The organism is Symmachiella macrocystis, assembly GCF_007860075.1.
Classification (GTDB): domain Bacteria; phylum Planctomycetota; class Planctomycetia; order Planctomycetales; family Planctomycetaceae; genus Symmachiella; species Symmachiella macrocystis.
Genome location: NZ_SJPP01000004.1, coordinates 134,181 through 159,705, shown reverse-complemented (window position 1 = coordinate 159,705; position 25,525 = coordinate 134,181). Strand labels below are relative to the sequence as shown.

General features: G+C 53.5%; 18 protein-coding genes. 9 read left to right on the top strand and 9 right to left on the bottom strand.

Features of this window, described 5'->3' with window-relative positions; all coding sequences use genetic code 11:
* The first annotated feature begins 311 nt into the window (after positions 1-311).
* A complete protein-coding gene (locus CA54_RS27990; RefSeq protein WP_146374324.1) occupies positions 312-1,241 on the top strand; it encodes a DUF1559 domain-containing protein in 930 nt (309 codons plus the stop codon).
* 237 nt (positions 1,242-1,478) lie between these two features.
* Here CA54_RS27990 and CA54_RS27985 read toward each other — a convergent pair whose 3' ends face one another.
* Complete coding sequence (locus tag CA54_RS27985) at positions 1,479-3,257, bottom strand: tetratricopeptide repeat protein (RefSeq protein WP_197532914.1); 1,779 nt, start codon at positions 3,255-3,257, stop codon at positions 1,479-1,481.
* The gene (locus tag CA54_RS27980) at positions 3,254-4,264 is read right to left on the bottom strand and encodes a DUF1593 domain-containing protein (protein ID WP_146374322.1); all 1,011 of its coding nucleotides are present in this window, start codon (positions 4,262-4,264) and stop codon (positions 3,254-3,256) included. Before CA54_RS27980 ends, CA54_RS27985 begins: the two co-directional genes overlap by 4 nt.
* A 186-nt stretch (positions 4,265-4,450) precedes the next feature.
* On the opposite strand from CA54_RS27980, the gene CA54_RS27975 reads away from it, so the two are divergent.
* Both CA54_RS27975 and CA54_RS27970 read left to right on the top strand, forming a co-directional pair.
* Positions 4,451-6,190 carry an SMP-30/gluconolactonase/LRE family protein gene (locus tag CA54_RS27975; RefSeq protein WP_146374321.1) on the top strand — a complete coding sequence of 580 codons (1,740 nt, stop codon included), beginning with the start codon at positions 4,451-4,453 and terminating at the stop codon, positions 6,188-6,190.
* A gap of 49 nt (positions 6,191-6,239) precedes the next feature.
* Positions 6,240-6,488: a hypothetical protein gene (locus tag CA54_RS27970; RefSeq protein ID WP_146374320.1), complete on the top strand. Its 249-nt coding sequence runs from the start codon at positions 6,240-6,242 to the stop codon at positions 6,486-6,488.
* 34 nt (positions 6,489-6,522) lie between these two features.
* On the opposite strand, the gene CA54_RS27965 is transcribed toward CA54_RS27970, so the two are convergent.
* From CA54_RS27965 to CA54_RS27955, 3 genes are all read right to left on the bottom strand, one after another.
* Positions 6,523-8,130, bottom strand: a complete 1,608-nt coding sequence (locus CA54_RS27965; RefSeq protein WP_146374319.1) for an N-acyl-D-amino-acid deacylase family protein — start codon at positions 8,128-8,130, stop codon at positions 6,523-6,525.
* Positions 8,131-8,355: 225 nt separating this feature from the next.
* Positions 8,356-8,580, bottom strand: coding sequence for a DUF3565 domain-containing protein (locus CA54_RS27960; protein ID WP_146374318.1), 225 nt, complete (start codon positions 8,578-8,580; stop codon positions 8,356-8,358).
* Positions 8,577-9,002: an RrF2 family transcriptional regulator gene (locus CA54_RS27955; protein WP_146374317.1), complete on the bottom strand. Its 426-nt coding sequence runs from the start codon at positions 9,000-9,002 to the stop codon at positions 8,577-8,579. The genes CA54_RS27960 and CA54_RS27955 overlap by 4 nt, the downstream gene beginning before the upstream one ends.
* 134 nt (positions 9,003-9,136) lie before the next feature.
* Between CA54_RS27955 and hmpA the strand changes: the two genes are divergently transcribed.
* The 5 genes from hmpA to CA54_RS27930 all read left to right on the top strand — a co-directional run bounded on the left by hmpA (position 9,137) and on the right by CA54_RS27930 (position 16,577).
* Entirely contained in the window at positions 9,137-10,378 is a 1,242-nt protein-coding gene (gene hmpA / locus CA54_RS27950; RefSeq protein WP_146374316.1) for an NO-inducible flavohemoprotein, read from the top strand.
* Between the two features lie 56 nt (positions 10,379-10,434).
* Complete coding sequence (ric, locus tag CA54_RS27945) at positions 10,435-11,190, top strand: iron-sulfur cluster repair di-iron protein (protein ID WP_146374315.1); 756 nt, start codon at positions 10,435-10,437, stop codon at positions 11,188-11,190.
* 236 nt (positions 11,191-11,426) lie between these two features.
* Positions 11,427-13,649: a nitric-oxide reductase large subunit gene (locus tag CA54_RS27940; RefSeq protein ID WP_146374407.1), complete on the top strand. Its 2,223-nt coding sequence runs from the start codon at positions 11,427-11,429 to the stop codon at positions 13,647-13,649.
* A gap of 215 nt (positions 13,650-13,864) precedes the next feature.
* Entirely contained in the window at positions 13,865-15,445 is a 1,581-nt protein-coding gene (locus tag CA54_RS27935) for an alkaline phosphatase D family protein (RefSeq protein WP_146374314.1), read from the top strand.
* Between the two features lie 139 nt (positions 15,446-15,584).
* Positions 15,585-16,577, top strand: a complete 993-nt coding sequence (locus CA54_RS27930) for a metallophosphoesterase (RefSeq protein WP_146374313.1) — start codon at positions 15,585-15,587, stop codon at positions 16,575-16,577.
* Between the two features lie 118 nt (positions 16,578-16,695).
* On the opposite strand, the gene CA54_RS27925 is transcribed toward CA54_RS27930, so the two are convergent.
* From CA54_RS27925 to CA54_RS27915, 3 genes are all read right to left on the bottom strand, one after another.
* Positions 16,696-19,077 (bottom strand): hypothetical protein, encoded by a 2,382-nt coding sequence (locus tag CA54_RS27925; protein ID WP_146374312.1) that lies wholly within the window; start codon positions 19,075-19,077, stop codon positions 16,696-16,698.
* Between the two features lie 657 nt (positions 19,078-19,734).
* Positions 19,735-20,127, bottom strand: coding sequence for a hypothetical protein (locus CA54_RS27920; protein ID WP_146374311.1), 393 nt, complete (start codon positions 20,125-20,127; stop codon positions 19,735-19,737).
* 317 nt (positions 20,128-20,444) lie between these two features.
* Positions 20,445-21,542, bottom strand: coding sequence for a DUF1559 domain-containing protein (locus tag CA54_RS27915; RefSeq protein WP_146374406.1), 1,098 nt, complete (start codon positions 21,540-21,542; stop codon positions 20,445-20,447).
* 976 nt (positions 21,543-22,518) lie between these two features.
* Here CA54_RS27915 and CA54_RS27910 point away from each other — a divergent pair.
* Positions 22,519-23,292 carry a hypothetical protein gene (locus tag CA54_RS27910; protein WP_146374310.1) on the top strand — a complete coding sequence of 258 codons (774 nt, stop codon included), beginning with the start codon at positions 22,519-22,521 and terminating at the stop codon, positions 23,290-23,292.
* Positions 23,293-23,377: 85 nt separating this feature from the next.
* On the opposite strand, the gene CA54_RS27905 is transcribed toward CA54_RS27910, so the two are convergent.
* Complete coding sequence (locus CA54_RS27905; RefSeq protein ID WP_146374309.1) at positions 23,378-25,375, bottom strand: cytochrome c3 family protein; 1,998 nt, start codon at positions 25,373-25,375, stop codon at positions 23,378-23,380.
* Positions 25,376-25,525: the final 150 nt, after the last annotated feature.

The following is a 25,525-nucleotide window of genomic DNA, read 5'->3' as shown; positions in this document are numbered from 1 at the left end:
GGTCTCGGAACGCCGTGGTTTCCGGGTTATGACTGTCATGCAAGGGATTCTGTTGACATAGCCCATCTATCCTGACTGCAGCTGTTCCTGCTCGTTTTGTGCGTTTGATTTGATGAGATACAATTTAAAATCGCTTCTGAAGTGCAGTACAATCAGCATTGCGAAAATTTCGAGAATATTCGAGTTGGAGCTCCTATTGTTATTCGATTCCCGCCTATCTTTTTCTTGGACAGTGCGGGACCAGCGTTAATTGATTTCTCCTTTATCGCCTCTTTTTCCCGTCCATTTTCTTTCGGTGGATCTTCGTTCCCATGAGTGTGTCAGAAACTCGGACCGTGCAGAGAGGTTTTACCCTTATCGAACTCCTCGTGGTGATAGCCATCATCGCGCTTTTAATTGCCTTGTTATTGCCGGCCGTGCAGCAGGCACGCGAAGCGGCTCGTCGCACCCAATGCAAAAACAACCTCAAGCAACTGGGGTTGGCGATGCATAATTATGAATCAACCTTCGGACGGTTTCCTTCCTCGGGGCAGGGACTGGGCAGCGGGCCTTACGGGCAAAACTTTGACCGCCATTCCTTTTTCACGCATGTGCTGCCGTTCATCGATCAAGCGAACATCACACATCAGTTCGACTTCGGGTCGTCCTACAATGAGACACCTGAGAACATCGCCATCACAAAAATCGCGTTGTCGATGTATCTTTGTCCCAGCGCTGCTCTACGCGAAGGAAACACGGATAGCCAGGGATATGGGGGGATCGATTACGGTCCCACGATTCACACGAATATCAGTCCCGTCACCGGGCTTCCCGATAGCTCTACGATGGTCCATGGCGGTTTGCGCTGGGAGGGAACCGACCTCAGACAAATCACCGATGGTTTGAGTAACACCATGGCGCTAGGGGAATGTGTCGGGCGTAACGACGGGATGGACTCGTTGTATGCGGATCCCGTAGAGGTCGGGAGCATGCGATCACATTGGCGGTGGGCAGAACCGGATAATGCGTTTGGTGTCTCTTTTACACCGAATTTCCATAAGAACCCGTGGGGCGGACCACCCTCTTGTCCCTGGGTCGACATGAACTGCGGTCCCAACGATGAACTGTTCAGTTTTCACGATGGCGGATGTCACGCGTCCTTTTGTGATGGGAGTGTCCGCTTCCTTTCCGACAGCATGGACTTTGGTATCCTGCGTGCCACAGTCTCAGCTGGCGAGGGCGAAATCATCGGGGAATACTAACGTTCTGATGTATTTCTGATACACTGATTCGAACACCATCGAGTGCAAGCTTTCTGCGCTCGACGGTGTTTTTATATTGTTGCTGACAGCTGCGATCCGCTTCTGGAGCAATTTGCAAAAAGAACCGGGCGCAAGCTGACAACATTCGAGGATTCGATCGCACAGTAGCAACCACTCTGGAAACGCTAGAGCATTCGAAGTCACTGTGTTGGGAGTGCTGACTGGTGAGGTCTCCCGTCACAGTCCCGCCGGGGCACTGTTTCTGGATGGCTCATTCTCTAGCACTTTTTCCAAGATTACGTAGGATTGCTGTCTCTCCGGATCGAGTTGAATCGCTTTCTCGATCACCGATTTGGCTTGCACGAATTCGTCTTGCTGAAGGTGAATCTCTGCCAGATCCAAGCGAGCGAGCACGTGGTTTGGCTCGAGCTCGATGGCTTTTTGTAAAAAGCCCGCTGCCTGGTCCAACTCGCCCGATTGGTAGAGCATGTGGCCAGCCACAAAGTTGGTATGGGCGTCTTCTCCGGCGAGCTGGATCGCTTGCAACGCGAGTTGTTTCGCCTCCAGGTGTTTGCCAGCCCAGGAGAGCACCTGTGCCAAGTTCCTCAGCGCTTTGCCCTGTTGGGCAGTATCGATCTCCCCTTCGATTCGCCGCGCAATCTTTTGCCTCGACAATTCCGACCAGGATGCATTGGGCGAGACTGTGCCGGAATCCTCTAAGTATTGAAACAGTTCAGCGGCAAGTCTGCGGTGCCCGTCAATCGTTAGGTGCAAGTGATCCAGAAAGAGATCATCGCCGGGAATGCCATCCTTCGCCCAGCGTTGGACCAAACGTTCGAAATCGATGACGCGGTGATCCGTTTCATCTGCCACCTGACGAACCGCGTCTTGAAAGCTTGAAGGAGCCCGCAACGGGCAGACATCCTCATCGATAGCCCGTTGGTAGGCCGCGCGTGCTAAGTCGAATTTCCCAAGCCGGTCCAGCAAGCGACCGCGTTGATAATGCAACTCGGCGTGCCGGTCGTCGATATCCGATGCTTTGTCCAAAGCATCCAAGGCCTCTGCATACCGTTCATTGCTGCTCGAGACATTGGCTGAATGGACGAGTATTTCCCATTGGGCTTGTTCATCAGCAAGTAAGTCATCCCGGTGTTCGCTCTTGAGTGGCGAAAAGTTTCGGATGTTGCTGGCCGCTGTGATAAACACTATGTCCGCACCTGCCTTATCAGCTAAGTGCTCCATCCGTAGAAGATTGAACTCAAAATGTTTTAAAGTGCGCTGCCACAATTGTTCGTCGCGGGTGTACGTCTCCGGGCCTACGGTCTTATCCAGAATCGCAGCGACTTCTTCGGGGAGGATTTGCTTCTGCCCATATTCTCCCGACTCCTTTTCGCCACGACTTTTCAACAACCGCTCGGTCAAAGCAAAGGTGCGGGTTTGGCCGATCAAGTTGCTCAGACCCGCCAGTGGTTGCTGCGCATCCAACTGCTGGCCGTAAGTTCGCAGTTCCAGAAATTCATTATGGCCCGTGTAAACCACGTAAAGATCCGGCGTATAGCGGTTCAATTCCTCCATCAACGCAGTAATCCGATAACTGGCGTAGCTGATGCCGCCGACATTGATCACTTCCCAGTCGCGAGTGGGATCGGCCGCCTGCAAGAACTCCCCCAGCCACTTGGAAAAGGACGTTTGATGATCGTAAGGCCGGCCGTAGGTGGTCGAACCGCCCAGGCAGAAGATTCGATAGGTTCGCTTCGGTTTGTCTTTAAGGAATCGCTGTTCGTTGAAATAGATGAGTTTGTTGGCAGCCGTCACCATCTCAGCCCCATCGCGAATGCTCGATGTCACGAACAGCGGCGAGTTTGAGGAGTACCCGACAAACGGATCGTCGTCGTAGTACGTCGGCTGCACCCCGCATACGTTTAGCAACAGTTCCAAACTGAGAAAAAACAAAACGCACGTCGCGAAAGAAAATAACACTTTCTTTTTCAACGAGAGTTTTGTTTTGTTCTTCATGGTGTGCTGGCCCATATCATCCTCTGCTGCCAGTCGGTCAGGAAGTCGACTCGCCAACGGTTGACGGTTTTTGCTCCCGCGTAGCTGGCTTCGGACAAACTGCGATCCGGTCGATCAGTCCAGTAATGCCGTCCGTGATCGGTCTTCCTATAGGAACCGCCCCAGTGTGCCGTTGTGGGATCATCCGCCTCGCCCCGCAACAGGTATAGCAGCGATGGCGTGTCCCCCATCTTGATGTCGCTTTTTTTATGGAAGAGCAAATCGCCCAGCGCACCATGCTTGTGGACGTGGTTGGCAACAAAACTGCGGTTGCCCCAATTGTCGTTTTGCCGGCCCCCCACGTACATCCCGCGAAACGTGGTGTCGCTTTCGATCCACCATAAGTCGGAATGATTCTTAAAAAGGTATTCGCGTGCGGCGCGGTCCTGCCTGGTATTCCACGAGCCGATCGAGTACAGGCGGATTTTGCTTTTGATTGAAGGGTCATCGTGGACAGCCTGTGCAACATCGGTGATGCTGCCCCACACCAGCACCCACAACGGCCGTGGATCGTCGACCTTTGCCTGCCCGATGATCCACTGAGATCCCTCAGTGGGTTTACTCCATCCGCTGCGTGGAGCCGGATCAACCGCACCTTGCTTGGTGACATCGCGCAATGAATCGGGAGTTGGAAAAGCCACTGAGTGTTTTTTGAGATTCGGATAGTCCTTTGAGTAAGCTTCGATCGCTTCGTAGATGTGTTTTACGCGGCCCTGCTGTGGTGGAGACGAAATCAGCCCTTCAATATCCAGCACATCGGCGTAGAGGAGTAGATGGACCATTGACTGAAAATCGTCGGGGTCCGAGCCGCCCACATCCGTAGAGATGATCACCCGCGGCCTGTCGCCCTCCAACGCTCCGCCCGACGGTTCAGGCTGATCGGCGCCGGATGCAATTGCGGCGCTGCAAAGCAGCAGACACGTATATGCCGTCAGTTGGCAGACGCAGACCAATGTTCGGTGTAACATGGAAAAGCTCCAGATGCGGGTTCGTTGCAAGATGTGGTTGCAATGATAGTCAATGGCACCGAACAACGGGACTGTGGCTCGGTTCTTATCACCGCAGAATTGTCGACTCGATTTTCTGGCAACGTCGAATGTCTCGCAATTAATAACCAGCGATCAACTCCATGATAATCACACACAAGGAATAACATGAAACGAATTTTGACATTTTTTATGGCGTTGTCTATTGGCGGACTGGTTCTGACCGGAGCATTAGCGGCGGCAGAAGAGAAATACGAAGTCGATCCGGACTCGCTTCCGCAAAAGGGCGTGCCCCAGGGGGAAATCAAGGGGCCGTTTCCGTGGAAGAGCAAGATCTTTCCCGGCACCGAGCGTGAATATTGGATCTACGTGCCGGCGCAGTACGACAAGGACAAACCGGTCTGCGTGATGGTTGTGCAAGATGGGCTGGGGCGGGCCAAGGGTTGGAAAATGCCGACCGTTTTCGACAACTTGATTCACAAAGGCGAAATGCCGGTCACCATTGGAATCTTCATTACCCCAGGCGTTGTGCCGGCGCCGCGTGAAGGCACGCAGGCGCGGTTCAACCGCAGTTTTGAATACGATTCACTTGGTGATCGCTACGCGAAATTTCTGATCGAAGAAATCCTGCCTGAAGTCAGCAAGAGTTATAACCTGAGCGAGGACCCGAACGACCGGGCGATCTCCGGCGCCAGTTCGGGGGCCATTTGCGCATTCAACGTCGCGTGGGAACGGCCTGATCAATTTCGCCGAGTGTTCAGCACCATTGGGACTTTCGTGGGACTGCGTGGCGGCAACGAGTTTCCCGTATTGGTTCGTAAAGTCGAACCGAAACCGATCCGCGTCTTTTTGCAGGATGGTAGCAACGACCTGGACCTGTACGGCGGGAGTTGGTGGGTCGCCAACCAAGACATGCTGTCGGCGCTTACCTGGGCGGGCTACGACGTGAACCATGCATGGGGACAAGGCGGGCACAATGGCAAACAGGGGGCAGCGATTCTACCAGATGCCATGCGCTGGTTGTGGCGTGACTATCCGAAACCGATTCGCGTCGGCACTGCCGGCGGCAAACGCCGCACCGACATTCTCATTCCCGGTGAAGAGTGGCAGCTTGTCAGCAAAGGGCATAAATTCACCGAAGGCCCCGCCGTTAACGCGAAGGGTGAAGTGTTTTTCACCGATGTCCCGAATAGCCAGATCTACAAAATCGGGCTGGACGGCATGGTTTCGTTGTTCGCCGATGAGACTGGAAATGCCAATGGTCTGATGTTTGGCAAAGATGGCAAACTGTACGCATGCGTGAGCGGAAAGAAACAGATCGTCGCCTACACGCCCGATGGCAAGTCCGAGGTGATTGCTGAAAATGTTAGCTGCAACGACTTGGTTGTCGGTGACAACGGCATCTATGTCACAGACCCAGAAAACAAACGCGTATTACACATCGATGGGGACAAAAAAGTCAGCGTCGTCGATGAGAAGGGACTCGAATTCCCCAACGGCGTTGTGTTGTCGCCCGATCAGTCGCTGCTGTATGTCGCCGACACCCGTCGCCAATACGTCAACTCCTACCAAGTGCAAGACGACGGAACGTTACGCTACAAGCAAACCTTCCACCACCTACACATTGCTCCGACGCAATCCGACACCGGCGCGGACGGCATGACCGTCGACGACCAAGGCCGACTGTACGTGGCCACGCGGATGGGTGTGCAAGTCTGCGACCAACCGGGACGCGTGCATCTGATTCTCTCGAAACCGCAGGGCAGTTGGCTGTCGAACGTTGTGTTTGGTGGCAAGGATCTGAACACGCTGTACGTGACCTGTGGTGGCAGCATTTACAAACGAAAAATGAACGCGAAAGGCCTTTCGGTCGGCAATGTACTCAAACCACCAAAGCCCAGGCTTTAAACAACGGTTGGGATCAAAGTGTTTGTTCCGTAGGATGAGCCAGCTAGGTGTGCTTTGGCTCTTGGATAAGGAGGTGGGAGATGGCGGAATTGAGCAGCTGCAGGGAATGGCTAAACTTCGAGAACTGGACATCAGCCGAACGCAAGTGACCAATGACTGCATGCAGTATCTCATGGAGATTCCGACACTCGAAATCCTGAATGTGACCGACACCGCAGTGACTCCTGAAGGGGCTGTCACACTCAAGGAAACACTTTCAGCCGTTCACATCGCTCCCTATTCCAAAATCGCAAATTAGCAACGCGCGCGGCCATAGCGAGGTGCGGAGGGGATCACTCGTTGCTGGTGGAATCGGGCTTTGCTTCACGCCGATTGAGGGCGCGCCCGGCTAAGGCGCCTGTCGGCGCACCGTCGAATACCGCCGGTTTTCCCGCAACGTAGACGTATTTGATTCCCGTCGCATAGCGATGCGGCGCGGAAAAATCGGCTGTGTCACGAAATGTTTGTGGGTCGATGACCACGATGTCGGCCACTAGCCCCGGCTGCAGCCGTCCCCGGTCCGCCAAACCCAAGATATCTGCCGGCAGACTGCTGCAACTGCGAATGGCTTGGGCAAGCGGAATCACCTTTTCCTGGATCGCATAGTGTCCGATTTTGCGCGGAAACGTTCCATAACTCCGTGGATGGGGTTTGTCAGCACCGGGAAGATAGGCAAGTCCGTCGGATGCGGTTGCGACCCAAGGGAGTTGCATCCCAAATCGAACGTCCTCTTCATTCATACCGAAACTAATTGCGTCTGCATCTCCGTTACGCACAATCTCGTAGACAATCTCTACAGCCGGGCGATTCTCTGCCTGTGCTATCTCGTGGACTTTTCGTCCCACCCAATCGGGTTTGGGTTTGTAGCGACCGATTTGTACCGGGGCACGCTCGCCTCGCTCTTTCAACGTTTCAATGACTAATTCGCGTATCTCCTCGCTTTTCTCAGGATCGTCGAGTCGTTTCACCATCACCTCTTTGCCACCCGCCCGAACCCAACGGGGGAAGAGTATTGCGCTGAGTGAAGTGCTGGAGGCAATGTAGGGGTATTGATCAGCAGTAATTTTTTGTCCTTCGGCCTGCGCCTGTTCGATCATTTCAGCCGCGCGGCGGATCAAACCCCAGGCATCAATTCCGTTCGATTTGAAGTGCGAAACATGCACGGGCAGTTGCGCCTGTTTTCCAATTTCAAGTGTTTCTTGAACGGCGCCGAGCAAACCGGTCCCCTCGTCACGCATGTGGCTGGCATAAAACCCCTGGTGAGCGGCAATGACTTTGGCAATCTCAACGAGTTCATCGGTCTTGGTTGATGCACCGGGAACATAGATCAGACCGGTCGTCATTCCCCACGCGCCATCTTGCATCGCCTGTTCGGCTAAAGCTCGCATGCGTTGTAACTCATCGTCCGTCGGGGCGCGGTCGGCTAGCCCCATCACGTCGGCACGCAGAGAACCTTGGGGCAAAAGATGCGCGACATTCACCCCAGCGCCGGAGGAATTGATTTTGGAGTAGTACTCGCCCACGTTCACCGGCCCGAACCCACAGTTCCCCGTTACGATCGTTGTACAACCCTGCATCAGATAATTGACACAGCCGCGGGTTTCGGGCTCGACGATTTGCTCATCGCTGTGATTGTGTAAATCAATAAATCCCGGAGCAACAACCAGCCCGTTGCAATCAATCACCAGTGGGAATTCGCCGACTTCAAATGTCCCCACCGCCACGATGCGATTGCCACGAAGTGCAACATCACCCACCAATCCAGGGCTGCCACTCCCGTCGAACACAGTCCCCCCTTTGAGCAAGATGTCCCCATCAATTGGCTCTGCAGCTGGCAAAGTGCCGATCGCCAGATACCCCAGGAGAAGCAACAGCAACAGTGAATAACGGTTCAGCAACATGAGCACCGGTTCCTGCTAGGAAAGATAGGGTGGGCTACGGAATGACGGAGTGTATTCCAATCCAGAAAGTGGGTCAATTTGTTGCTCGTCTCATTCACATCTCGCACTGCAATCCTGAATGGCGTTCGCCTTTGATCAGATCAATTGATACCGGCGTTTAGGAATCCGCCTCTTCCGGCGAGCTTATTGTGGGGATGGCAAAAGACTTCGGGAGGCCAAACAGCATCAAGCCGGCTCTTTGATCGGCCGATCATCCGGTGGAGCATGTTCGTCACATTTTGTGCAGTCGAGCAGGTGTCCTAGCATTTGTTCGCGCCCCGCGACAGTGGTGACCCATTTGCGATTCATCCACGGAGGGGTATGACGAACATGTTGATTGTGGCCGCAGGCGAGTTGGGCCACCCAATGGCCGTCATCATCCCTGTGATATCCGGTAATTGGCTGCTTCATTCGGGATCTTCGCACAACGGCACGATGGGATTCGTCGATTCCAGAAGCTGGCGGATCGTCACCGCTGCAAACGCGGCTTCGGTGGCGGCAAAGGCTCGGTCGAGTTCCGAGTGCAATGGGCACAGAGACGTGTGCGACTTGAGTCCTAATGGGCAGGTGGTGATCCGTTCCAGAGGAGCGACGGCGTTGATGACATCCAGAATCGTCAATTCGCCGGTCTCGTGAATGAGCACATATCCGCCTCCCGGCCCGGAACGTGACGCGACCAAACCCGCAGCCGCTAAATCTTGCAGGACGCGTGTTAAGTAGCGACGGGGCACCTTTGTCTTTTTCGCCAACACGTCGGCCGACGCGGGGCTGTGGGTGTCATTCGCCAGGCAAGTTACGGCCCGTAACGCGTACTCGGCTGTTTTTGAGATCATGGTATTTCCCGGAAATTCTCCCGGCTGCAATTCTTTACCTTGACGTCCACTATTGTATTCTATACCTTTGGGTGAAGAATTGAGTTTATCCGTCCCGAATCAAGACAGCAACATCTAAATAAGCAGGAACAGACATGCTCAGCGAGAAAACGGTCCAGATTGTTAAGGAAATCACCCCGGCCGTTGCTGCCAATGCGGAAACCATTACGCGGCGGTTTTACGAACGAATGTTTCAGGGCAACCCGGAAGTCAAAGCGTTTTTCAATCAGGCGCATCAGCATACCGGTGGTCAACAGAGAGCTCTAGCGGGGGCGATCTGTGCGTATTTCACCCATATCGACAATCCGGCTGTGTTGATTCCCGCAGTCGAATTAATCGCTCAAAAGCATTGTTCGTTGGGTATTAAGGCCGAGCATTACCCGATTGTTGGCAAACATCTGCTCGACGCGATCAAAGATGTGATGGGCGAGGCGGCAACCGACGAAATCATTGATGCTGTGGCGGAAGCCTACGGGTTTTTAGCGGACATCTTTATTGGTCGCGAAGGAGCGATTTATGATGAGCAACAATCCATGCCTGGCGGCTGGAATGGTTACCGCACTTTCGTGGTCGATCGCAAAGTGCCCGAAAGCGATGTCGTGACTTCGTTCTACCTGAAACCGGAGGACGAGGGGGGACTGCCCCTCTTCAAGCCAGGACAGTACATCACCGTTCACATCGATGACCTTCGCACCCCCACGTCGCCTCGCAATTATAGCTTGTCTGATCGAACCGGCGAGCAGCACTTTCGTATTAGCGTTAAGCGCGAAGAGCGACTCGCGCCTGATGCACCGGACGGTCTGATTTCTTGCCACCTGCATGAGGTGACCGAGCCGGGGCATCGCATTCAGATCGGTCCGCCCTGTGGCGAATTCACCGTCGACCCTGAGGCGGCGACGAGCAAGCCGATAGTATTGCTCGCGGGAGGCATTGGTGTCACACCACTGTTGTCGATGGCCAAGTCGATCATTCATGCGAACCCCGAGGCCTCGATCTACTTTGTCCAGGCAGCTCGCAATAGCAAGGCCCATGCTTTTGCGGATGAAATCCGCAACCTTGCACAGACTGGCCCGAACGTGCAGACACAGGTTCTGTACGATGCTCCGTTGCCGGGCGACCTCGAAAATGGCAATTGCGACAAAGCCGGGTTCGTGACGACTGAGTTTCTGCGTGACTGGACCCCTTATGACGAAGCGGACTTTTACTTCTGTGGTCCGCGACCATTCATGGCGAACATCCACGCGAGCCTGCAGGAACTAAACGTTGACGAACACCGCATGCGCTACGAATTCTTCGGCCCCAAGCAGGAATTAGAGGCGGCATCGTTGGCCACTTGATTGATCGCACAGCTGTTTGTCCAAACGTATTGGCATTGCACAAAAGGATATCAAAAATGACAAAACCGTTGAACCTAGCAGACTCCGTTGGCCAGTGGGTCACCGAATATCCGGCGACCTCTCGCGTGTTCGAACAGCACAAAATCGACTACTGTTGCGGCGGTGGTCAACCGTTGGAAGCAGCGTGCCGAACGGGGCAAATTGATGCTCAGTCCGTTCTTGAGAAACTGCACGATGTCATTGCGTGTGGCGCAGGGGAAGATGCATCTGAGAACGACTTTGCGTCAAAGTCCCTGGCCGATATGTGCGATTCGATCGAGGCGACGCACCACGAGTATCTGAAACGTGAGCTACCACGACTAACGCAGCTTGTCGACAAAGTTGTGTCCGTTCATGGCAAACAACATGCCTGGCTGGAACGTATGGGGACATCTTTCCAGCAACTGCGAGACGAACTCGTACCGCACATGCTCAAGGAGGAGCAGATTCTGTTTCCGGCCATCCGCACGATCGAACAATCAGGAGCTCTGCCGACATTCCCGTTTGGATCGGTCGACAATCCAATACGCATGATGGAACACGAACACGATGTCGCCGGCCAAGCTTTGCGTGATATTCGCGAGGCCTCGTCTGACTTCACGTTACCTGACGGTGGTTGCAACACATTTCGAGCAATGCTCGATGGATTGCGGGAACTGGAAGCCGACCTGCATCGCCACATTCACAAGGAGAACAATGTGTTGTTCCCGCGAGCATCACAACTGGCGGCCGAATTGGGAGAAGCTTCCGCACAAGATGCGGCAGCGCGATGAGCGTGTTCGCAATACGATGATCTGTTTCATCTCGTGATGTCCAAGCTGTTCCCTTTGAGGTTCCACTTACACAAAAGTACCCGCAGAAACACGGAGCCTAGGCGATTCTCGGTATGCCGCTGATTATTGCATAGAGTATTTTGGCGTTCCAAGTGAGCAATTGGGATTTCTGGTAAGCGACGTTCAATCTCTGAACTCAAAACATATCGATTTAAATAACACAAAGCGAGAACATGATGCGACGGCTTTGGCTACTTTTTTTGGCTGTGATGTTCTTTTCATTTTTGGTCCTAGGCTGGATCGGGACTCGAATTTACCAGGAAATGCCGCCTCTGTTTGATCGGGTCGTTACAACCGATGGCAACACGTTGATCGAGAGCGGAGATGTGTCCGCCGGTCAGAATGTGTGGCAGTCGCTGGGGGGAATGGAAGTTGGTTCGATCTGGGGGCACGGTAGCTACGTCGCTCCCGACTGGACGGCCGACTGGCTGCATCGCGAAGCCATTTTCATTTTGGATCGTTGGGCAGACGCCGATTACGGCAGCACGTTTGAGGAACTCGATCACGAACAGCAAGCTCAGCTTCAGGCGAGATTGACTGATCTGCTGCGGACGAACACCTTCGATACAGAAACCGGAATTGTCACGATCGATCCAATTCGCGTGGATGCGTTCGAGTCAAATCTGGCACACTACAGCGATGTTTTTTCGAATGGAAACGCCGACTATGCGATTCCTGCCGGTGCCGTATCTGATTCAGACCGGCTGCGAAAACTATCAGCTTTTTTCTTTTGGACGTCTTGGGCAGCCTCGACAAATCGCCCCGACGAGCCGGTTAGCTACACAAACAACTGGCCTCACGAGCCGCTGGTCGGCAATCGACCGACGGGTGACAATATTGTCTGGACCGGTGTAAGCATCATCGTTTTACTAGCCGGCATCGCGGGGATGGCGTGGTGGTATGCTTCGAAACGAAACGAAGAAGAGGAACCATTACCTCCCGAATCGGATCCACTGGCATTGTGGGAAGCCACGCCTTCTCAGCGAGCGACTATCAAATACTTTTGGGTCGTCGCTGCGTTAATTCTTGTCCAGATGCTATTGGGTGTCATCACAGCGCATTACGGTGTCGAAGGGGATGGGTTTTACGGTATTCCCTTGTCCGAATGGTTGCCATACAGCGTGACTCGCACGTGGCATGTGCAGATGGGGCTGTTTTGGATCGCCACGGCTTGGCTGGCAGCCGGGTTGTTCATCGGCCCGCTTGTCAGCGATCAGGAACCCAAAGGTCAGCGACTCGGCGTGAACGTGCTGTTCGCCGCCTTGTTGCTCGTGGTCGTCGGATCGTTAACCGGCGAATGGCTGAGCATTCAGAACAAGATGACCGATACCGTATCATTTTACTTCGGACATCAAGGCTACGAATACGTGGATCTGGGGCGAGTCTGGCAAATCGCGTTAATGGTCGGTCTGCTGCTGTGGTTGTTCTTGATGATTCGTGTACTGCTTCCCGCGATGAGAAAAACCGGGCAGCAACGTCAACTTGTCATTCTGTTGGCTGTGGCCACAGGAGCCATCGCACTGTTCTACGGCGCCGGCCTCACCTGGGGACGGCACACCCACCTCTCGATGGTGGAATACTGGCGATGGTGGGTCGTGCACTTGTGGGTCGAAGGCTTTTTTGAAGTGTTTGCCACAACCGTGATCGCGTTCACCTTCATGCGGCTGAATCTGATTCGTCCGCGTATCGCCGCGGCGGCTGCCCTACTGTCGGCAACCATATTTCTTTCCGGTGGAATCATCGGTACCTGTCACCACTTGTACTTTTCCGGAACACCGACAGTCGCGTTGGTCTGGGGTTCTGTCTTTAGTGCTCTGGAAGTCGTTCCGCTGGTTCTGGTCGGTTTCGACGCCACCGAAGACCTACGTCGTTCACGTTCGTCGCAGTGGGTCCAACGATACAAGTGGCCGATCTACTTCTTCGTCGCCGTTGCGTTCTGGAACATGATCGGAGCCGGCTTGTTTGGTTTCATGATCAATCCACCAATCGCGCTGTACTATATGCAGGGACTGAACACGACGCCCCTGCACGGCCACGCGGCTTTGTTTGGTGTGTATGGGATGCTGGGGATCGGGCTGATGCTCATGTGCCTGCGCGTTCTCGTTCCGGGCCGCGCGTGGAAGGATGGTCTGCTGCGGTTTTCGTTTTGGGCATTAAATGGCGGCTTAATGGCGATGTGCCTCCTCAGCCTACTGCCGGTCGGATTACTGCAGACGAAAGCATCCGTTGAACGGGGTTACTGGTACGCTCGAAGCGCAGAATTCATGCAGACGGATCTGATGCAGACCCTAAAATGGATGCGTGTCCCCGGCGACACTGTGTTCTTCCTCGGAGCGGTGGCACTTGTTGTTTTCGTAGTCGGACTAAAAACAGGACATTCATTTCGCCGAGCGGAGTGATCGTTATGCAATGCAATTTAGAGACGCGTGTCGTTAACTGATACGAGCTTTCTAGGTGGGAGACGTCTGAAAACCAAGTGTATAGGCTGTTTTTGCCGCGGTGCTTCGAAGCTTCCGATTGGTTCTCTCTTCAGATATGATAGAGTTCCCCTCCGACTGGTCGAACTTCGGCTCAGACTTTGTTTTTACACCTGGATTATAGATCGTTTCGACAGATGGCTCATCACAGAAAATCATCACAGCCCCGCAAATACGGTATCGCACGACGTGACTTTCTGAGTTACCTGGCAGCGGTGTCAGCGATTCCCACGATTGCCTTGAGAGCTGAGGGAGAGGTGGCGCAACGCCCGCGTTTTGACGGGAACCCGTTCACATTCGGGGTGGCATCCGGGGATCCCGAGCCAAATGGCATCGTGCTGTGGACACGGCTCGCTCCGCAGCCGCTCCAGGGTGGCGGCATGCCCAATAATGCTGTGCCGACTCGGTGGGAAGTTGCCGATGATGAGGCGTTCGCCAACGTGGTCCAAAGTGGGGTCGCCTGGGCAATGCCGCAATTGGGACATTCGGTGCATGTCGAAGTCGATGGTCTGGAACCGCACCGTTGGTATTTCTATCGGTTTCACGCCGGCGACGAAACCAGTCCCATCGGACGCACACGCACGGCACCGGCTTATGATGCCATGCCCGATCGCCTGAAATTCGCGTTCACATCCTGTCAACATTATGAGAGCGGCTACTTCAACGGCTATCCTCACATGCAACAGGAAGACCTCGACTTGGTCGTCCATCTGGGCGATTACATCTACGAGTATGCCGGAATCGATAAGCGGCCCCGCAAACATATTGGCGGCGAAGTCAAAAGCCTGGACGACTATCGCATCCGTTACACGCAATATCGCCTCGACGAGACGCTGCAGGAGACTCATCGTCTGTTTCCGTGGCTCGTCACGTGGGACGACCATGAGTTTGACAACAATTATGCGAACCTGGTTTCCGAGGAAGATGGGATTTCTCCAGAAGCGTTTCTAGCGCGGCGGATGAATGCCTATCAGGCCTATTACGAATTTATGCCGCTGCGGCGTCGGTCCTTTCCGCAGGGGCCGCACATGAAACTTTACCGAGGCTGCCAGTACGGTCGACTGGCGAATTTCCATGTGCTCGATACACGGCAATACCGCTCGGATCAGCCCAATGGCGACCACCAGAAACCGATGATCGGCAAGGCCCTCGACCCGCAGGCCACCATGCTGGGAGCCAAGCAAGAGCATTGGCTGATGTCGAGCCTCCTCAAGTCACCATCAACCTGGAACGTGCTGGCCCAGCAGGTCATGATGGCGCCTCTCAACCGTGGTGAAGGGGAGTATCGCCGTTACAGTATGGACCAATGGCCCGGTTACGAGATCAGTCGCCGTCGATTGTTGCGTTTCTTCCATGAACGAAACATTCCCAACCCAGTCGTGCTGACCGGCGATATTCACCTCAATTGGGTCAATGATTTGCAGCTCGATTTTGAAGATCCGAAGTCTCCGCTCGTTGGCACCGAGCTGGTCGGCACATCGATGACTTCCAGCGGTAACGGTGGAAACCATATCCCTGAATACGAACGGGCCGCGGCTCAGAACGATTTTGTTCGCTGGTACAATTCCAATCGAGGCTATGTCTCCTGCGAACTCACGCCAAAGACCTGGACGTCTCACTTCCGTGTGACTCCCTATGTTGACAAACCCGGCGCGCCCATTCTCACAAAGGGATCATTTGTCATCCAACAGGGCCAGCCCGGCGCCAAGCCGGCCTGATGATCAACAGCAGCCGACTCTCACAGTTGGCACGAGTCACATCGCCATTCTAAGTCTCAGGCGAAGTTGAGGCGGCAAATAGGTTTCCGTTAAGCTGCGGGAAATTAAGTAGGTGTCATATTCTAAGAGGCGGCAAAATATGAAACAAATCGTTCTTCAGATTACGATCCTGGCAGGCGCACTTTTCACAATGTGCGTTGCACGTGGCATTGCGGATGAACCGGCAGTTGCGCCAGCGGGAACGTTTAGCTTCGTCGTCCTGCCCGATACTCAAGGATATGTGAGCGATAAAAACGAAGCATATTTTGAAGCTGAGGTGAATTGGATCCTGGACAATCGCAAGACGCAGAGAATCGTATTTGTCAGCCATGTCGGCGATATTGTCAATAAATATAAAAGCGATGAAGAATGGCAGATCGCCCGCAAGCACATGCTACGGCTTTCCGGCAAGTTGCCGTTTGCGTTTTCGGTCGGAAACCATGACATGCTCTCAGGAGGGGATTCGCAGAAGTTTCAAGAAACTTTCCCTGCGTCCTTGTTCGAGAACGAGAAGTGGTACGGGGGACAGATCAAGAATAATGCGGACAGTTACCAGTTGATTACAGCCGGAGGGATGGATTTTGTAATTTTGCATCTAGAGTGCAATGCGCCCGATGACGTGCTGCACTGGGCCAATGGCGTGTTGGAAAAACATTCCGATCGACGCGCGATGGTCACGACGCACATGTACTTGGGACCACGCGACCGGCCTCGTGAATCCCGCGACTACTACGACGCAACCAAAGGCCGCATGCGCTGGCACAAGACGCAAGGAAAACGAGGCAACACTCCCCAGCAGATGTGGGAGAAGTGCTTCAGCAAGCATCGAAATCTATTTCTTATTTGCTGTGGCGATCAGAGTCGCACACAAGCGATGCACCGCACAGTGAAAGGAGACCACGGTAATTCGGTACACGAATGCCTGAGCGACTACCGGGGTGGATTCCTGCGCATCTATCGTTTCGAGCCGAAAAAAAATCAAATTTCGGTCATGACCTACAGCCCGCTACAGCAAGAACTGTGCAGCGGAACGAAGATCGCGCCTGATGCCGACGATCATCAATTCGTGCTGAAGTACGAGATGAGCAAGTAACAGAGTTCGACGCGATGTCGTGAATCAGTAGGGGTAGGCTGGCCTAAACAGTAGCGTTTGTGGTCGAAATCATTACGCGGGTCGTTTGTCCCGCATGTTCCAACCACGGCTGACATCACTATTTTTTAATCAACCAGACTTCTGCCACCTGCGTTCCACGACCTTCAACAAGACCCCACTTTAACTCCAATTTCCCGTCCGCCGTTGCTTTTTGCGGGATGTCATATTCGACCGGCGCCAGGGGCAGGGTTGGACGCAGTGGGCCGTGAATAGGAAATTTGTCATCGGCGACCAAATCAATCGATGCACCAAATCGGCCGAACTCGATCACGCGAAGTTTGTACTCCGCGTCCTGATCCAGTCCCTCGTATCGCATGATCAGCGGCGCGCCATGTAGTGTTTGTGCGCTGCTCAACATAGAAAACCGAAATCTCGGATCCACCTGGATGGTGTCATTATTTACCCAGCGATAATGCGCTTCGGTCATGCGGTCAATACGGCTGGGGTTTTCTTCATACGTCGACAAATGATCCACATGCGGCTGTCTTTCGGGATCGCCCAAATCGTCGTAAAATCCGCCCGGCCCCGGGTCTTCCCAATTGACAAGATTATCGATCCGCTGCAGTTGCTCTTTCGCTTCTTCCAATGCCAGGATTTGTTGGAATTGATCCTCAAGCCACGGCCGGTCGTTTAAGGGAACGTCCAGCGCATCCAACAGCGCGCCCCGTTCTGGATTGCGCGTGAAATAAGGGGGCTTGACGCTGAACTGATATCCGATGCTGTGAAACATGTCGTCGGCCAGTTCAGCCATTTCCTGTCGCAGTGAGTCACCCTTCTGGTAGTTATCAGCTTGGGACAACTCTTTTTTCGCCGCGGCAATCGCCTTGGCTGCTCCCACTTGAGGAGCTTTTGCTAAAGCGGCGTAGGCTGCCTTTTCGTGCTTCATGTCGGCAATATAACGCTCGCGGGTATATTGATCGAACAGCGCACGCATCAGATACATCTGATAGCGCCAACTCTTGCGAACTTGGGGAGTGACCTTCTCGCCAATCGCACGCCATTTGGCCAACGTCTTGGGAACGGTTTCATTTTCAAGCAAATCGCCCGTCATGTTTTCCTGGAGCATCCATAGCCCGTCGGCTACATCCTGGCCGACATCTTCGCCAAAGAATAAGCGACCGTAATCCACGACGATTTCGTGAATGTCCGTATTCGGGTCCCAGGCCAGTGTACTCCAAATCATCTTATTCAGATCGTCATTGATTCCGTCGGAATAGGAACCAAAGCCGTTGGCGTATTCGGCGTACGTGTTGTGGGCCATGTGGTTGTGTCCCGGCCGCGGGTTGACTCCTTCGCGCCCCACGGTCTGAGCCATCCGCCCATCCCAATGCGGTACAGGAAATTGGCAGCGAACGTTGTGCGTGATGTCCGGGTAGCGGCGAATTTGATACTGTTCCGGTAACCACTTGCGCGCATCCATGATCGAGTGTTTCGTCCCTGGCCCGTACACATATCCGCCCAGCCAATTCGGCTGCTCCTCGCGGATGTAATTAAACATCCACTCGGTCCATTCAGGGATCATCTTTTGATTCGAGACAAATACACCGGCATCGGGGAATCGCTTGTGCAGCGTTTGTGCCATCTGTTCCAATGCGGGCATCAAAACCTTCGGATGGTTGTTCCCGGGATCTCCGCCGGGAACGAAGAGGTGATCGATCCGTGGCATTTCCTCAAAAAACCGTTCCCGATACCCAATCTCTCTATCGTATTTCTCTTGGTCATCCCCCAGAATTGGAACGGGATACCACATAAACACATCCAGGTCATAGTCGTTGAGAACTTTCGCAAGCCGCAGGTTCATATCCCACTGCGGCTCGGCCATCAACACGCTGTCTTTTTCACCGGGAGGGGATTCCTGAATCAATTCAGCTCCGCTACATCCAAAAATCGCCAGTTCCCGCAAGTATTGTTCGTAGGTCTCCTCCGTCCAGAGGTCGTAACTGGTCGCAGAATTTCGGTATCCTAACTGATGGACCCGCATCGGGTATTTCGGTGATGTCGAGACCTGTGTACTGCGTGGTAACGAGATCTTTCGGGGGCGCAATTCCATGGCCCGCAACAGACGTCCCGCCGCATACAGCACGCCGCGCGGATCGCGACCGACTAGAAAGACCGTGTCTCCTTTTACGCCAATGGCAAAACCCTCGGCAGCTTCCGGGACCTTCAGCCCTTCAGGAAGTGTCACGCCCTCAGGTACGTCATCGACTGTGCACAGTACCACCTTGGCTGCACCGTCAAAGTGATCTCGGATGTACCAGCGAATTCCCGTTCGCGTATAAACTTCATCGCTGAGAAAATCCGCTGCTTTACCAATTGGCCCCGCAACGGGCGCGATTAAAATCGACTGGCCAAGGTCTAGCTTCTCCTCTGCAAAACATGCCGTTCCTATGAGAGTCGAGAAAACAATCGCGGTTGCGGTAACAATGCGTCGCAAAGACATGAAATCTTCCCTCAATTGGCAATTAATGTTTATTCACGACTACTTTTCTCAGTAGCTTCAGGCGGGGCTCACGAACTTTCGACTCTCAAGAAATAAGCCAGCGAAAAAACTTTTCTAAGACAGGCCTGGAGGCGTTTCGACTGTTGTTCAGATTCCTAGAACGTCAAATGTGATGTGGCAAAAGAGTCTTTGTTTCGACATTCGTAGCCGACCGATTCTCACACCCTCCAGCACCGGAGAACGGGGCATCTCAAGACCGCCTCCTCAAGTCACGTCCAGCTTCGGTGGGACTCACGCCAGTAAGATCCAGAGGCTCAAGAAATATGACAGCAGAAGAGAGGTGCACTGACCAAGTCCGGGTCGTTTAGCCGCACGAAGTCAAACGTGTCGGTCTCGGTGCTGGTACCAAGTCTGAATTGCAACCAGACAGCTCAAACCAGCCCACTTGGCAGAAGCTTCACGAGTAGAAAAGAGCAGCCAAAGCATGATGAATTCTCTTGCTTTCAGCCTGATGCCGTATCCGCATTCAATGATTCGCCGTGGACACAGCGCAGGCTACCGTTCCGCGTACCTGCACCAGTGCTGCCAATAGACTGCAGATCAGGGCTCAGGACTAGAGATCCTGTTTTTATTTGACCGTAGTCAAAAAAACACTCACTATAACATCGTCTTCAAGTGCTCGACCTGATCCTGCATCTCCTTCACGGCAGTTCTGATTTTCTCCACTGACCGGTCACGAGTCTTCCAGATCTTCAAGATCTGTTGTTCCTGATCGGCTAGCTTCTTTGCCTCGGCTTCCAGTGGAGTACCTTTCACGTCCTCGTTTCTCATAAAGGCGTAGATGGCGCTCCCCAGTTGATCCTCAACCGGGTTGTACTGCACCTTGTAATTCTTGGAATTAACATACTGGTCCATATCGTTGACTTCCAACTCAATCATGTTAAACGCGCCGTAGTACCCTCGCGTGTCGATGCTTGTGCGACTTTCCCCACAACCCACCAGCAAAAAGAGAGTACACAAGTAGCTCGCCAAACGAAGCTTGTTGTTCATCGTTTTTTATCCCTGTGAAATTTTATGTCGCAAAATCCGAATCACGCCGCCAAGATCTCTGGGGCGCACCATGGCCTATGACTCTGAGGCACACCATAATCTAGGTCGATCCTCACGATCGATCCCTGTACCTCGGTGCGGTCCGCTTGGAGTGTGTTAGAAGACAGCCGGACAGACATGCAAATCTGCGAGCGGCCAACTTAAAATGAAAGCTTCCGACTGCAACTGCAGTCGGAAGCAATGATGCACTGAAAAAACAAGTCCTTCCCGACCGCATTTGCAGCCGGGAAGAATCAAACTCTGCACCCTCAGCAGTCCTACCATTGTCCTTGAACTTCACCGCCGGCTCGAGTTCCGGCTGCCTGCCAGAGTCCCAGGTCGACGCTGTCGCTTACGAAACGGACACTTCCGTCAGCGAGGGTGCACTGCACGCCTCCAGTATGCGCACTGCGAGCGGACATGATCGCAACTTCGTGAGGGCTGTCCGGAATAGATCCGGCTCCACAGTCATATTGCGCTGAATTTGGAGTGAGAACGTGGTTGTACGCTCCATGCTGATAACTTGAGTAATACCATGCAGGGTCATCGCCACTTGTGTAGCCAAAGTCGCCCCTGAAGTCACTCGGGAGTGGTCCGGCAGCGAAGGCTGCAGCACATTCGCCAAGGACGAATGCCGTAGTGTTATTCGGATCGTTCTTGTCGATAATACTGGTCCCCTGATTTCTATGTAGGTAATTCCCAATATAAATACTGGAAGTGTCAGGGCGGCCGATCAGACGCTCAGCGTAGATGACAGTGTTTGAGGTACCATCGGTGACCCTCCGAATGGGGACGCCAGCACTATCGGTGAACATACCACCGAGTGCACCGTCCATCTCACCCCCAACACGCGCAGTGTAAACCGGATCGACCTGGTCTTGGTCGCCGAAATTTCTCCCGCCGCCAACGGTCACACCGAAATTAGCGCGGTAGCTGTTCGTGTTCACACCGGACTGATGGCCGGGATCAGTCGGACACATGAACGCGGGAAGAGCAAGGTTTGCCACAAAGGAATTTTTGTTGCACAGCGGTGAGCCGTTTCGAACGCGCGTCTCATGGTGGTCGAGCTGATTGTAAATATTCCCTTGGTCAATCATGGGCAGAATGTGCTTCAGTGGCGAGATCCAGCCATACCAGCATTCCCCGTTGCCACCGTCTTTCCCAGGGCTCATACGACCCGGAGGAAATGACAAGTGAATATCGTGATAGTTATGCAGCGCCAGGCCGATCTGCTTCATATTGTTTCGGCACTGCGTACGACGTGCTGCTTCGCGGGCTTGCTGTACCGCTGGAAGGAGCAATGCGATTAGAATTGCGATGATGGCTATTACCACCAACAATTCAATCAACGTAAAACCGCGTCTTTTCGACTCCATGCGACCTTCTCCTCAATAAAATACAAACAAGGGTAATGGGACAGCGTAAAATAACGAGATGTACATGAGCGAGTTTCGTAACACCTAATCCTTCTGGTGCCAAGATCAGGACCGAAGTGGATGGCCCTGTGATCGCCGGAAGAGGCCTTACCTTTGGGGCAGTCCCCCGCACCTTCAAATCGTTTGTTGAAACTCCCTCGATTGAACATTCGGTCAGCATAGCGTGGCTGAGTTTGACGTTCAACAAAATTATTATCAGAATCTGAAAATATCTGACGGGATAATTGAGCGTTACTTAAGAAGAGTGTCTGTACTCTGTGAGGTAGTCGCTCCAAGTATGGCGTTCTAATGATGGTTGGTATTGGTTGTCTAAGATCCAATGCTTGGTTAAATCAAGTCGTTTTTCATATAACTAGCTTCAATTCCCAGGCTTGTTAGTTTCAGCTATTTGCATAGAAGTGTTCGCAGAATGCGTCGAAGAGATTCAATACAACTTATATAGAAGGAACGTTTTCGGACCATCCGACCATTCGGTAGAAGTCTGTTGTGTTGTCGCTGCGAATTGACCGAAGTCGCCGGGGAGTCACTTCTCCAAAGCCAAGAAACTGCGGGTTAATCGTGAAGACGGCGGTCCTCCATTGTGAGTGCTTGAAACGTGTGGTACTTCATCGCTCGCACACATCACGGTTTGGTGCGCGCCCCCCATGAAATCACAAACAGGAAGCTTGCAGGCCTGCATAGATCCGATCATAATCAAGCTCGTGTGCTTTTTCGGTGATGTCTGCTTAACCCCCTCCCCCCTCGTTAGAACCTCATTTGGGACCATTCGACCGTGTCGCACGAAACCGCTAGATCATTCAACGATCCCGTTTCAGATCCAATCCAACTTGGCAATGATCAGGGCCTGTCGCAGTACCGAAAGCGGCTGTCTCGGCTCGATGATACTCGTTGTCCGTCTGTCGTCCGCAGCTCGACTGTGCAGACAGCAGCACGTTGGGCGACCGTGGTCGTACGAAGTTTGATCTGTGCTGTGATTCTCTTTGAAGTCGGTTGTGGTCAGGGACAGTCTGGTCCGCGAGAATACTCCAAGGAGGAAGCCCAGGCCCAGATTGACGAAGCCTTAAAAAAATTCCCTGTGGCTCCGCCTGATACTCCAGAACAAATTCGGGAGAAAGTCGCAAAGGTTGAGGAAACGTTGCCAAAGGTTTACGAACTCCTGGAGGAGGCAGAACAGGATCCGAAAAAAATCGATGAGGTTGTCGACTTGTCAATGAGTTTGCTGACACAGGTCCCCGATCATCGTGAGGCCAAGGTCGCCTACGGCCGGGCACAACTCGCCTCGTTCTATGCCAAAGAAGCAACCGACGAAAACGGAAAGATGCTCGACCAACACCACATGGGGGTCGCCATTCGTTCGGCGAGTCTGGAGATGGACCGTTTGCAGAAAAACCATGCGGACTTGTCCGAAGAAGAAGTGCAACTTTGCCAGGAGATCTATTTCAACCGCGCTCGCATGGAAGGTCTTTACCATTTTGAACCCGGGGAATTCAATACAACCATCGGTAAGCTGATGAGTTCGGGATTCAACGATGCGGAGCGACTCAAGGCGGAACCGAGATTTGAATACTTCTTCACCGATCCGAAAACGGCTCCTGTTTTAGAGGCAGCTATCGCCGAGATTGAGGGATCCCAGAAAGAGGTTCCGGAGAGTGACCCGTCGAAAGATCAGGGCGCTTCACAACCGGAGTAAGTGGCGACCGACTGGCTGCCCTGTGCAGCATGACTGACTCGGGAATGCCTCGCTGTCGGCAACGCCAGCCATCGCAGGCTGGTTTTCACTCCGCTTTTTTAGGCGTCGACTCTGCGAAAGCGGCCCGGAGTACCTGACGCAGTTTGGCCATTGGCTGTTTCCGTTCTTCGGGCATCATGTAGAAACGGTAACCATAGTCTAGTAGCTTTACGCCCAGCAACTCTTCGAATCCACGACGCGCGAATTGACGGTTCAGCAAATACGGATCGTCCAGGGCGTTGATCAACGCGTCCTGGATCGTCGTGTCCTGCCCCCAAACGGATTTTGTACGGAACAGGGAATCTGCGGCAACCAGCCGAACCGCTTCGTTTTTGCTCTGCAACCAGTCCAAAGCCGCTGAGTGCGCAGGGCTTGTAGAGTGAGCCTGTCTTTTGTTAGCGACAAAATTTGAGCCATACCATTTCCCTAAGTAGTCAATCGTCCAATCGATCGACTTGTCTGTGTGGCATTGATTGCACGCATTGGGATTGTTGTTCTGGATCATGTCGGTGTTTGTCGGCGAGAAAATCGTGTGAGTGCGCACGACGTCCTGCATGCCCTCATTGATTCTTGGCATATGGCAGTTCATGCACCGACTCCCCTTGCTGCCCGGTTGATGATGCGAGTGCGCGGCTTGAGCTTCTTCCGATTCATATTCCTGATGGCACTTGATGCAGCGCGCGTCATCTTTTGCCGGTGTCGACGTCCATTTCTGACCAATCGCTTGGTGCGGGTTATGGCAATCGATGCACTTTAGCTCACTGTAACAACTGCCGCGCATGGCGTCGGAGAATTCGGTCGAATTCCAAGTGGACATGCCGCCGGCAAACTGAGGGCGCTCGCCGGAGTGGCAGCGGCCGCAGGCCCAGTTGACGTTGTCGTGTGTACGCCCCAAGTCGGTTGGTTTGTCCACGGACCCGGAGAGTAAGTGGGGACTGTAGGGGAAAAACTTGGGGAGAATTTCCGGGTGCTCAGCATGCTCGCGACAACCGAGATGACACGACTCACAACTGATTCCCAACGTAACGGCATGCTCCGAAGCTGGGATGGCATCGAGCGAATTGAGCACGCCGACTGCTTGTGCGTCAGGCAGGGATTTGTGCTGGGGCGGCAACCAGTGCGGGCGTTCTTCTGCTAAATAGTTCGCGACCGCCCATTCGATGTTGCCAGGGACTTCGCGGGCCAATTGGTTGGCGTTACCCGACAGCAGATCACCCAACGGGCTCGTGGTGTGACAGGCATCACAGGCATCCGAGTACAGGGAAAAGTTGTTCTGGTAACTTCGCGCATCGAAAGGGTCCATCCTTTGGCCATCCGGTAATTCTTCATGTTGTCCGACGTGAACAATCGGGACCCATTCCCCCGGATCGATCCAATAGCCTAATGGCAGAACGTGGTCGAGTTCTTGCTGATCGGTCCGTTGAGTTGTAGATATTGGACCATCGATCTGTTTGCCAATGTAGTACTGAAAGAAACGCGATCCGATCGTTTGATGAATCGCATAGGTTTGCGTTTCTTCTCGCTCGAGCCGCATGCGGTATTCGCCGTTCTCCTTGAAAAACGTCGCCTTGCCGCCGAGGTACGAAATGCTCTTGCCGGAAAAGTCACCGACAACGGTGGACGTATCGGCCAACGCGTTCATCCAGCGATGCGGATGATGTGACCAACTGTCGTAGTTCTCCTTATGACACTCACGACAGGCTTCCGGACCGACGTAGTCCCCGGGATGAATGTTGCTGGACGCGTTCTCCAGCTGGCCCGTTGCCTTCCGCAATAGAGCGGGAATGTCGTCCCACCAAACAGTAATATGTGGTGTTTTCTGCGGTGCTTTGCCAGCTTGTGATGTGTTATAAAATTCCAGCCTTCTCGCTATTGCGCCGTTCGGGCGTTGTGGCGGCCCTGTCTCGGACGTGATAACGATCACCCCGACAAAGACAGCGATTCCGAGCACGAGAGACAGACCAATCACTAGCGGCCACCGAATGGGAGGCGGCGGCAATTCGGATTGGTTATCCTGCGTCCTCTGGTATTTCCCTTTGGTCATTTGTCTGTCCAGCGTGTGCCGCGAACGGATTCTGAGCTAATTTCATTGGCCGTTTCGCCACAAGCGAAAACGACCAATGGCTAAACAGGCAAAGACAAAATAACAATCTGGGGCCGGTCCGGCAAATAAATTGTTTGTGTTGTCGCGGGG

Bases quoted from the DNA above. Each gene is read 5' to 3' on its own strand.
- CA54_RS27990 (WP_146374324.1), top strand. From the start codon at position 312: ATGAGTGTGTCAGAAACTCGGACCGTGCAGAGAGGTTTTACCCTTATC.
- CA54_RS27985 (WP_197532914.1), bottom strand. From the start codon at position 3,257: ATGAAGAACAAAACAAAACTCTCGTTGAAAAAGAAAGTGTTATTTTCT.
- CA54_RS27980 (WP_146374322.1), bottom strand. From the start codon at position 4,264: ATGTTACACCGAACATTGGTCTGCGTCTGCCAACTGACGGCATATACG.
- CA54_RS27975 (WP_146374321.1), top strand. From the start codon at position 4,451: ATGAAACGAATTTTGACATTTTTTATGGCGTTGTCTATTGGCGGACTG.
- CA54_RS27965 (WP_146374319.1), bottom strand. From the start codon at position 8,130: ATGTTGCTGAACCGTTATTCACTGTTGCTGTTGCTTCTCCTGGGGTAT.
- CA54_RS27960 (WP_146374318.1), bottom strand. From the start codon at position 8,580: ATGAAGCAGCCAATTACCGGATATCACAGGGATGATGACGGCCATTGG.
- CA54_RS27955 (WP_146374317.1), bottom strand. From the start codon at position 9,002: ATGATCTCAAAAACAGCCGAGTACGCGTTACGGGCCGTAACTTGCCTG.
- hmpA (WP_146374316.1), top strand. From the start codon at position 9,137: ATGCTCAGCGAGAAAACGGTCCAGATTGTTAAGGAAATCACCCCGGCC.
- ric (WP_146374315.1), top strand. From the start codon at position 10,435: ATGACAAAACCGTTGAACCTAGCAGACTCCGTTGGCCAGTGGGTCACC.
- CA54_RS27940 (WP_146374407.1), top strand. From the start codon at position 11,427: ATGCGACGGCTTTGGCTACTTTTTTTGGCTGTGATGTTCTTTTCATTT.
- CA54_RS27935 (WP_146374314.1), top strand. From the start codon at position 13,865: ATGGCTCATCACAGAAAATCATCACAGCCCCGCAAATACGGTATCGCA.
- CA54_RS27930 (WP_146374313.1), top strand. From the start codon at position 15,585: ATGAAACAAATCGTTCTTCAGATTACGATCCTGGCAGGCGCACTTTTC.
- CA54_RS27925 (WP_146374312.1), bottom strand. From the start codon at position 19,077: ATGTCTTTGCGACGCATTGTTACCGCAACCGCGATTGTTTTCTCGACT.
- CA54_RS27920 (WP_146374311.1), bottom strand. From the start codon at position 20,127: ATGAACAACAAGCTTCGTTTGGCGAGCTACTTGTGTACTCTCTTTTTG.
- CA54_RS27915 (WP_146374406.1), bottom strand. From the start codon at position 21,542: ATGGAGTCGAAAAGACGCGGTTTTACGTTGATTGAATTGTTGGTGGTA.
- CA54_RS27905 (WP_146374309.1), bottom strand. From the start codon at position 25,375: ATGACCAAAGGGAAATACCAGAGGACGCAGGATAACCAATCCGAATTG.